The following is a 9,361-nucleotide window of genomic DNA, read 5'->3' as shown; positions in this document are numbered from 1 at the left end:
CGAGCGTCCCGCTCGTGAGCACTATCTTTTAAAAAGAGTCAATATTCACGAGCGGGACGCTCGCGCCAGCATGGGACTTTCAAAACGTCAAAATTTATTTGCTACAGAAATTTTTGAACTTTATAGATGTAAAATTAGATTCGGTAATGGAACAATGCTAGGTTACGGAATTATTCCTTCTAGTAGTAACCAATCTTTTAGAGGAAAAATTAAAAGAATTCTAGAAGAGTAAGAATCGTACTTAGACGGTTTTTCTTTTCCTATGCAGATATATCATACGCTGTATTCATTAGTGGTCTAAGGTCAAGATACATTTGTCTCGTATCATCTCCCTTATCACTATCTGTAAGAAACTTGAAGCCTAGTTTTGTGTAAAAATCTAACGATTGAGTATAAGCATCAACAGTTATTAGTTGACATGCGCAATTGCTGTTTTGTTCTAATGCTAAATCAATAACAAAATTCACTAACGCTCTGCCAATTCCTTTTCTCTCTTTTTTTGTTGATTCACATACTGCTAGTCTTCCAATTTTGATTGCAGGGAATTGTCGTAAATGCCTTTTAGGATGAGTAAGTATTTCTTTTAATAATCTCTTGAAAGCGCCTTTTGAAGCAAAATCTTTTTCCTGAACGGCTAAAGCATCATTATAAATACTTAAATAAGCAATAGTTTTATCTTCACTTTCAAGTAAATATGTGGTAGCCAAGAGTTCTTTTTTATAAGGAATAGCTTTATTGCTAAGGAAGCTATTCAAATCGTCGTCTCCACATTCAAAAGGAAGAATGTTTGTTGTAGAATTTAATTTAGAAAATGAGAAACCAGTTAAAGGCATTAATTTCCCTTTAGAATTTCTTTTAACTTACTGGCGTCAGTTCGAATTGAAGTCAAAGTATCAACACTAACTTTTTTATCTCTATTAGAATCAATAGATTTATAAAAGTCAATGGCTTCTTTACCTCTTAAAACAGGAGTATTTTTGATTGGTTTTGCCATTGTGATAATATTTGATTAAAAAATTTGTTTGTACAAAAACCACATTTTAATATGCATTGACTTTAATATCTTAATTTTTGTAAGAAAAATATGTGGTTTTAACTTGACAAACATACAAAATGTACATGTATAAAATATACATTTACCAAGATATTTTTTTTCTGTTTTTTATTTACTATTAAAAGAATAGTGTAAAACAAAATAATAAAAAGTCGTAAAGTATTGTTTTTAAAGGAATTAATTGATTATATCTTTAATAAACGATTATTTACCAATCAATTTTTCAAGCCTAACCATCATTTCATCTTTCTCTTTCAGCATACGCTCGTACAAAGCAATCTTTTCTTCATGTATTTGTACAATTTTATCAATCGGATCAAAAGTACAATTGATATACCCAGAATTGTTAGCAACTGCTCCGTCATGAAAAGTATTAGAAATAATATTTATTGCCTGTTCTTCATCAAAATTCTGAAACGCTTCTACAGGAATTTTTAGAACTGCAGAGATTTGTTTCAACAGTTTTTCTTCAATTACATCTTTTTGCTCGAGCATAGAAATTTTCTTCTGATTCCAGTCTTCGCCCAGATCATAAGCCAATGCTTCCTGCTTTATGTTAAGCATTTCTCTAAAACGTTTTACGTTTCTTCCCTGATGTATTTTCTGTTCCATAATGAATATTGGTTTTCTAAAGGCTCAAAGATAAAGCCATTTGGATTAAAAATCCTGAGTTTCAAAGATAAAAAAATATCCCAAAAAATATCTTTTTTTGTCAGATATTATACCAGTTTGCAAACTTTAAAAGCTTTTGATTTTGTAGTTTTAAGAATGATGTAACCTGTGTTAAAGCCTTTCATTTTGAAAGGTTCACCATATCATTTTGAGAGTAATCCGTAAATGCTATTATAATTTTATTTTTTTAATCGTCTATTAATTAATGGTTTGTATTATTTAAAGTGTTTTGGCATATCGTTTGTTTTTATAAAGGCGAAGCAGCCAGTTAAAAGGAATCAAATCAATAAAAATTGATTTTGAAAACTATTTAAGTTTTGGCGACAGCTGTACAAATTTCGCAAATATCCTAAACATTATCAATTAAAGAACTATGAAAGCAAATAAGACAAGAAATAAAGAACTTACTAAACTATACTTATCAAATAAATCTATGCAAAGAAAAGACAGGGCCGTCAATTTGATAGTCTTTGCCATAGTTTCCTTTATTATGTTCTTCTAATTTCTCAAATCCTTTAGGAATTACTTCATTCAAATAAAGGATAATTAAAACATACCTAAACGATTATGAAAATTACAGACCCGATTATAGATGCTAATATTGACCTTGCTAATAAAGGTTTTTTTTATAGAAACGCATTTCGTAGAAATGCAATACTTTCATGTGTTGAAGAGACAGCAGAACCAGTAGATTTTACTATTGAAAAAGCCAGGTCGGCTCATACTTTTTGGATCAAACAGATTTGTGAAGAGACCTTATCTTCTGCAATAGCCCGCGGAACAGGAATTTCCGGACGTTCGCCACAGCTGTTAGAGAAAAAGATGAATAAGGGAGAAGCAGTCATCGCTTTTGCATCAGACGGCAGATGGGCAGGTTTTGCTTTTATTTCGGTATGGGAAAATGGAAGCTATGTTTCTAATTCAGGGCTTATTGTAGCGCCGGAGTTTAGACATACCGGACTGGCCAAAAAAATTAAAACAAAGATTTTTGAACTGAGCAGGAAATTGTATCCTGATGCCCGTATCTTTAGTTTAACTTCAGGACTTGCTGTGATGAAAATGAACCACGAACTCGGTTTTGAACCGGTTACTTTTTCAGAGCTGACCTCAGATGAAACGTTTTGGGAAAGCTGTAAATCGTGTGTAAACTGCCCGATATTGATGAGTAAGGGAAGAAAAAACTGTTTATGTACCGCAATGCTTTATGATCCCAAACTAAATAAAAACAAGTAATTCAGGGTTGGATAATTAGCTTAAGGAAACAACCTGCCTGCTTAAGAATGCGGACAGCAATAAGCCTCAAAGGATAGGGAAGAGTGGTACCATTATACATGTTACACAACATACGGTTTACAATAAATCTTTATATTTGATAATTAAATGAATAAAATGAGCGAAAAAACGAAACCGCATGCCTTAATAACCGGAGCCAGCAAAGGCATCGGAAAATCGATTGCTTATGAATTGGCCAAACAGGGTTATCCGCTATTGCTTGTTGCAAGAAGTGAGGAGGAATTACAAGCACTGTCTGATGATCTTCAGGTTAAATACGGCATCAATGTTTCTATTTTATCAATTGATCTTTCGATAAACGACGCATCGCTAAAAGTAACCGACTGGATAAAAATGAATAACTATCCGGTTGGCGTTTTAGTAAACAATGCCGGTTATGGTGTGTGGGGCGATTTTAGTGAGTCTGCGCTAACCGATCAGCTTGGTATGATGCAGCTTAATATGAATGTAGTGGTAGAGCTTTCGCATTTATTAGTTCCCATACTTTCAAAGGAAAAACAAGCCTACATTTTAAATATATCGAGTACTGCTGCCTATCAGGCAGTTCCTACACTGGCTGTTTATTCGGCTACAAAGGCTTTTGTCTTATCGTTTACCCGTGCCCTGCGTTTTGAACTAGCCAAAACTTCCATTTCAGTAACCTGTTTTAGTCCGGGTCCGGTTGATACCGGTTTTGCTGCAAGAGCCGGATTAAGTGCTCTGAACAAAATGGCTGAAAAGTTTAATATGCAGCCAGATAAAGTTGCAAAAATGGCGGTAAAAGCCATGTTTAGCAAAAAATCTGAAGTGATTCCGGGTTTTACCAATATCATTTCTGTTTACGCCAATCGTATACTACCAAAGGGATTTATCGAGAAAACGGCTGCCGGTATTTACAAAATTTAATTTTTTTCAAAAAAAAATAAAAAAATATTCTTTGTAAAAGAAAAATTTATATTATGTTTGTATTAAATTCTACTAATTCTATAGAGTATGTCAAATAAAAGAAAAAATATGTTTAATTTATCTCAAAACCGAATGCACGCTAATACACTAATGTGTTGTTGCTGTTGTTGTTATTCTGTTTTAGTTAAAATCACAAACACTATTATTTCATTTATTAAATCTATATTATCATGGTATCTTCTTATAAAACCTTCACCCTTACTGAGCAATTAACTAATGAGCAAATTGCCTTTTTTAACGAACATGGCTTTATCCATTTCAAAAAATTTATAAATCCGGAAACGGTTTCATCCATCATTGATGCCTCCAAACAAGTGGAGCAAAATTGGATTGACAATGACCTTCAAAAAATAAACGGCGTTCCAATTAAATACGGAAAAGATTTAGATGGCTCTCCAATTGTACAACGTTTTGCTTTTATCAACCAGCATCATCAGGCCTTAAGCGGTCTTTTGCTTGATCCAAGATTTAATGGTTTATTGCCATTGGCAGGCGAGGGCGCAAGATTAGGAACTGAAGAAAAAGACGGAATGGTTTTTAACCATTATATCAATGGGCCGGAAAGTAAGTTTACTAAAATGGGCTGGCATACAGACGGTTTGAGAGATATTTTTTATGGTGGAAAATTAAACCCGATGTTAAATGTGGGTATTCACTTAAGCACTTTACAGCCTGAAAACGGCGGTCTTAAAATCATTCCGGGTACTCACAAGCAAAGTATTTATCAAATGCTTTTTCGTAAAAAATACTTTTTAGATAATAAACCCGATCCTGAGGAAATTTCCATCACTCCGGAAGCAGGAGATTTAACCATTCACGATGGCCGTTTGTGGCACAGAGTGGCAGAATCATCTATCCGTGGAGAAGAGAGCAGAAGAAGGGTTATTTATATTCCAATCATAGCAGGAAAATACGCTCCCAAAAACGAGAACAGTCCAACGGTTTTCTATCAACGTTTTGCGGGTATTGTTAAGTAATATGCTGATTATTATAGCATTTAGTTATCTGGTTAGATCAGGTAAGCTAAAAAGTACCACAGATTTTTTTAAAAATTCGCAAAGAAAAGTAAAATTTAAAATTGCAAAACTAGAATTGGCTATACTATCTGGCTTACAAATATTGGGCTAATAATGGGAAAAGAAACACAGATTGAAGATTATAGTGCAATTGCACAAAGAACATTTTCTGACCGTAAGCGAACTAATATTTTAAAAAGAGCAGAACAGTCAACGATTGTATTTTTGCTTCCAAAAGTGCCTAAATTCATTTCGCCAAACGTACTTACTTCGATTGGTACACTTGGTTCGGGATTGGTTTTTTTAGCTTTTGTTTTAGGTACTTATGTAACAAACCGGTATTTGCTTTTGGGTATTATCGGGTTGGCTGTAAACTGGTTAGGCGATTCTCTGGACGGAAGACTGGCTTACTATAGAAATATTCCGCGCCGTTGGTATGGTTTTGCACTCGATATTATTGCCGACTGGATTGGTATTGTACTTATAGGCTTTGGCTACTACATTTATGCTGAAAACGGTACACAAATAGTAGCCTTTGCTTTTGTCGCATTGTATGGCTGGTCTATCATTATCAGTCAGTTACGCTACAAAATTACAAACGAATACAGTATAGATTCCGGCTTTGTCGGCCCGACAGAACTCAGGTTTATTATTGCTTTCATTTTAATCATAGAAGTTTTATTTCCCGGATCAATTACCTATCTGGCTGGTTTAATCACTACTATCTTGTTTATAATCAATATTATAGATAGCTTTAAGCTTTTAAAGTCGGGTGATTTAAGAGATAAAAACCAGGATTGATATGTTCAGCAAAAAATCCATTTTTACTTTTCTGCAAGCACAGGTTGCGGCATTTTTAGGCGGCATTACCGATTATGGCTTAATGATTTTATTGACAGAAGTATTCAAATTGCATTTTACCTTTTCTATTCTAATCTCCGGAGCCGTTGGTGCTATTATCAATTTCAGCATCAACAGATTTTGGGTATTCAAAAATCAATGTGGTTACAGCAATCGCATCGATAGTCAGCTTTTTAAATTTGCGTTGGTGGTGTTGGGAAGCATTTCCTTAAAATCATTTGGTACGCTTATTTTGCAAAAAGTATTTCAAATCGATTACAGAATCGGAAGATTAATCACGGATAGTTTTGTTTCTTACGGATTTAATTATCCACTGATTAAATATTGGGTTTTTAGGACAAACGAAAAACAGAATGTAATCGAATCAAATTAGCGCATAAGTATTTCGTTATGAATAAACTACTATTTAAAAATTTCACAAAATCACTAATCGTTATAACGATTTTAGTAAATATATTTTCCGGAAATCTAATGGCGCAATCCAAAAATCCATCGCCATTACATTTTCCAACGCCTAAAAATATAGACAATATGCTGTTTTACATTCAGCGTGACCCCAATATAAACACTGCGATTTATGCCATAAACTATCAGGAAAATGGAAAAATAGACAAAAGCAATCCTGTAAAAGCCTATTGGATTCGATATGCTGAGAACGGAGAAAAAAAAGATTTCAGTTATATACAACGCAAATTTGCATACGGAATAGAAAGTAAAACGGGAAATAATGAAGAGTTTGAACTGAAGTTTGTATCGTACAAAAAGTTACCCTTAACCCTGAAAAAGACAGATTCCGACCAAAAATATCATGTTTTTGTAACGGTAAATCAGAAAAAAATTCAGGTAGAAAAAATATTTGTGCGAATTGAAGGAGGTTCTTTTTGGTTACCCAATGTAAAGTATGCCGAAGTTACCGGAATTGAAATTTCCTCAAATAAAACAATTACGGAAAGAATGTTGTTGAAATAAGATCATAATATGGAGCAGACATAAAAAAATCCCATTTCGATAGAAATGGGATTTTCAGCTTGTGATCCTTAAGATATTAAACTTCTAATGAAGGTGCATCCGCAAAATTTGCTTTCAACTCTTCAGGTAAATAAGGTCTTCCTCCGGTTGCAGGAATACAAGTTCCTGTAAATACTGCCGAAGCCATAATTTTTCCATTTTTTATTATTGATTGTTTAAAATGCAGTCTTGGCAATCCCTGAGCATCTGTGTATACGCTACAGGTTACATCAAAGGAATCATCTTTTTTGAGAGAACGTATAAATTTAATCTTATACTCCGACAAAACCATAAATACACCATTTTCTGCCTGTTCAACAAAATCAAAACCCAGAATTTCTTTTATGTAAGCATGGCGGCATTCCTCCATGTAAAATGTATAATACAAGCCATCCATGATACCTTGTACATCTATATGTTCGTCTGCAACGGTGTATTTTTTTGAATATTCCATAATATTATATAAAATTTTAATTTCCATAGCAAACGCAAATATTTTGGGCATATTGCGGTCTGCTTATCTGTTTTTTTAGCGGTTCGGGCTAATTACTCACGCCTGTCTTTAGGCCTTTAATTAAAGTGTCCAGATTCTGTTCCCATTCCTTATAATTATCAGAGTCTTTCCATAGTTCAACAATTTCTCTTTCGCCATCTTCGTCAGGCACACCATTTTTAATGTCTGTCAGATATTGTAAAAGAAAGTCAAAAGATTTTTGGTCTCCCGTGAATGATTTAACTCGCTTTTTCAGGTCCTTTATTTCATCCTCTTCGTCCTCATAGTCTATTTGTCCTGTTGTTTTGAACATTAAAAATAATTCTGTCAACGCCATTGCAGTATTGTCGTAAAGGAAATCAATTTCGTCAAATGTCTTTCCAAAAAAACCGCTCTCCTGCAAAGTATTCACAACTTCTGAAAGTGTCAGGTCTATTGGGTTAGTATTCGGATATTCAGACGAAACATATTCCTTGATACAGTCAATTACATCTAATCCATTATCACTTTCTAATGCTTTGTGTCCCCAAGCTCCCATAATATATTAAGTTTTATTCTGTTAATGATTTAAATTGATGGTAGTTTTTTGTTAGTCAAGGTCAAGTATTATATCGCTATTGTCAAAATCAAAATCATATTCCTTGTTGAACATCACGGAGTCCTCATTTATTGGTTCAAAGCATTGATTTATTTTTTGTTCCCCGTACTTCTCCATTAATTGTTGCCATTGTTGATTGGCTAGTGGAAGGAAAGCTAATGTATCAGAACCATCACTCACTTTGCAGAATCGAATTTCATATTTTGGTTTAATAATTTCGTTAAGTGATATTATTGTCCTGTCTCTGTCAACAATTTTTTCTGTATAAATTGTATTTTCATATTTTATTGTCAATTCCAGGTTGTCTGAAACTTGTTTCATTTCGGCACTTAATGAAGTTGTTTTTAAACATTTTTCACAGTACTCTATAATTGCATCGTCAGATTCTCTCCAGTCAACCCAAAAGACAATGTCATTACCAAGGTTATAAAAATCGTCATATTCTTCAGATTCTAAATATTGGTTGAGTTTCTCAATTTTTTCATCCATATTATTAATTTTTTTCCACTTATTTGGTTCTGTAAAATTATCGCCTACTAATTTGTAGCAGCCATTAAACGGCGCCAATTCGACTTTTTGCAGTTGGCTTTGTGCCATTAGTAAGATTAGCGAATATAACAATAATATACTAAATTTTTCTAGCTGTGTAGTATTAGAGTTCTCATGAAAAGCTGTACGAATGTCTCCTTATTTTGCACAATTTTTTTGTTCCTTAGAAATTATAAACCAGATAGAAGTCTCCCGACTTTTTACTGTTCTTTACTATTATAAATTCGCCCTTACTTTTTTGTAGTGGAAGAGGTGTCAAGTTTATTCTAATCTTTTTTTTGATTTATTTTTATATATTTGTAGTCTTAAAGCTACATAATAATATTAAAAATCTTAAAAATGAAAGATAATTTAACTGGAATGTTAAAAATAGTACTAACATGTATGTTAGTTTGTTTTATGAGTTGTGAAAAAGAAGAATCTCCGATTGTAGGTGGCATTTAAAAAAGCCTCTATTGAATCACTTTCAAATATGTTAGGTAAAAGTGTTCCTTGTTCTAATTAATTTATAATGATACAAATATGAAAACTAATTTTTTTATTTTTTTAATAATACTTTTTTGTAATGGCTTTATGCTCGCTCAACAAAAAACAAAAGACACGCTTTTTTTTAAATACGACAAAAAATATATAAAGACTTACGATGAAATTCCAAAGCACTACTATATAGATGAAATCAGTAATGGAAATAATGGGATTTTTTTCTTTAAGGAAATAAACATTTTTAATAATATTAAAGAAAAAAAAATATTATCTCTCAAGAAATTTGTTCGTAATTTAAATGTATATGATAAGAATCATAAAATAGATGATTATGAGTTGGCTGGTTTATTTAATAAAAACACAGTTTTTTTAGTTCGTTCCAAGAATTG

At 32.9% G+C, this 9,361-nt stretch carries 14 protein-coding genes; 8 read left to right on the top strand and 6 right to left on the bottom strand.

Annotated elements, in window-relative coordinates; genetic code table 11:
• Positions 1-232: hypothetical protein (locus tag DCO46_RS23115; protein WP_207784987.1), on the top strand; the 232-nt coding region annotated here is incomplete at its 5' end.
• Between the two features lie 28 nt (positions 233-260).
• On the opposite strand, the gene DCO46_RS21325 is transcribed toward DCO46_RS23115, so the two are convergent.
• The 3 genes from DCO46_RS21325 to DCO46_RS21320 form a co-directional block, all read right to left on the bottom strand.
• Positions 261-833, bottom strand: a complete 573-nt coding sequence (locus tag DCO46_RS21325; RefSeq protein ID WP_116754495.1) for a GNAT family N-acetyltransferase — start codon at positions 831-833, stop codon at positions 261-263.
• Positions 833-994, bottom strand: coding sequence for a hypothetical protein (locus DCO46_RS22820; RefSeq protein ID WP_165829046.1), 162 nt, complete (start codon positions 992-994; stop codon positions 833-835). Before DCO46_RS22820 ends, DCO46_RS21325 begins: the two co-directional genes overlap by 1 nt.
• A 264-nt stretch (positions 995-1,258) precedes the next feature.
• Positions 1,259-1,666 (bottom strand): helix-turn-helix domain-containing protein, encoded by a 408-nt coding sequence (locus DCO46_RS21320; protein ID WP_116754494.1) that lies wholly within the window; start codon positions 1,664-1,666, stop codon positions 1,259-1,261.
• Between the two features lie 759 nt (positions 1,667-2,425).
• On the opposite strand from DCO46_RS21320, the gene DCO46_RS21315 reads away from it, so the two are divergent.
• From DCO46_RS21315 to DCO46_RS21290, 6 genes are all read left to right on the top strand, one after another.
• Positions 2,426-2,959, top strand: coding sequence for a GNAT family N-acetyltransferase (locus tag DCO46_RS21315; RefSeq protein WP_317048067.1), 534 nt, complete (start codon positions 2,426-2,428; stop codon positions 2,957-2,959).
• Between the two features lie 156 nt (positions 2,960-3,115).
• Complete coding sequence (locus tag DCO46_RS21310) at positions 3,116-3,904, top strand: SDR family NAD(P)-dependent oxidoreductase (protein WP_116754498.1); 789 nt, start codon at positions 3,116-3,118, stop codon at positions 3,902-3,904.
• Between the two features lie 230 nt (positions 3,905-4,134).
• Positions 4,135-4,941: a phytanoyl-CoA dioxygenase family protein gene (locus DCO46_RS21305; protein WP_116754492.1), complete on the top strand. Its 807-nt coding sequence runs from the start codon at positions 4,135-4,137 to the stop codon at positions 4,939-4,941.
• Between the two features lie 153 nt (positions 4,942-5,094).
• Entirely contained in the window at positions 5,095-5,781 is a 687-nt protein-coding gene (locus DCO46_RS21300) for a CDP-alcohol phosphatidyltransferase family protein (protein WP_116754491.1), read from the top strand.
• A 1-nt stretch (position 5,782) separates the two neighbouring features.
• The gene (locus tag DCO46_RS21295; RefSeq protein ID WP_116754490.1) at positions 5,783-6,214 is read left to right on the top strand and encodes a GtrA family protein; all 432 of its coding nucleotides are present in this window, start codon (positions 5,783-5,785) and stop codon (positions 6,212-6,214) included.
• Between the two features lie 17 nt (positions 6,215-6,231).
• Complete coding sequence (locus tag DCO46_RS21290; protein ID WP_116754489.1) at positions 6,232-6,810, top strand: DUF4833 domain-containing protein; 579 nt, start codon at positions 6,232-6,234, stop codon at positions 6,808-6,810.
• 76 nt (positions 6,811-6,886) lie between these two features.
• Here DCO46_RS21290 and DCO46_RS21285 read toward each other — a convergent pair whose 3' ends face one another.
• From DCO46_RS21285 to DCO46_RS21275, 3 genes are all read right to left on the bottom strand, one after another.
• Positions 6,887-7,330 carry an acyl-CoA thioesterase gene (locus DCO46_RS21285; protein WP_243416380.1) on the bottom strand — a complete coding sequence of 148 codons (444 nt, stop codon included), beginning with the start codon at positions 7,328-7,330 and terminating at the stop codon, positions 6,887-6,889.
• A gap of 61 nt (positions 7,331-7,391) precedes the next feature.
• Positions 7,392-7,880, bottom strand: coding sequence for a DUF4259 domain-containing protein (locus tag DCO46_RS21280; RefSeq protein ID WP_116754488.1), 489 nt, complete (start codon positions 7,878-7,880; stop codon positions 7,392-7,394).
• Between the two features lie 51 nt (positions 7,881-7,931).
• Positions 7,932-8,537 (bottom strand): hypothetical protein, encoded by a 606-nt coding sequence (locus DCO46_RS21275; protein WP_243416379.1) that lies wholly within the window; start codon positions 8,535-8,537, stop codon positions 7,932-7,934.
• A gap of 474 nt (positions 8,538-9,011) precedes the next feature.
• Here DCO46_RS21275 and DCO46_RS21270 point away from each other — a divergent pair.
• Positions 9,012-9,361 (top strand): hypothetical protein (locus DCO46_RS21270; protein ID WP_207784986.1); only part of this gene is annotated, 350 nt, incomplete at its 3' end.

This window comes from Flavobacterium sp. HTF (assembly GCF_003105115.1).
In the GTDB taxonomy this organism is placed as follows: Bacteria; Bacteroidota; Bacteroidia; order Flavobacteriales; family Flavobacteriaceae; genus Flavobacterium.
This window is presented reverse-complemented; position numbering and strand designations above follow the sequence as displayed.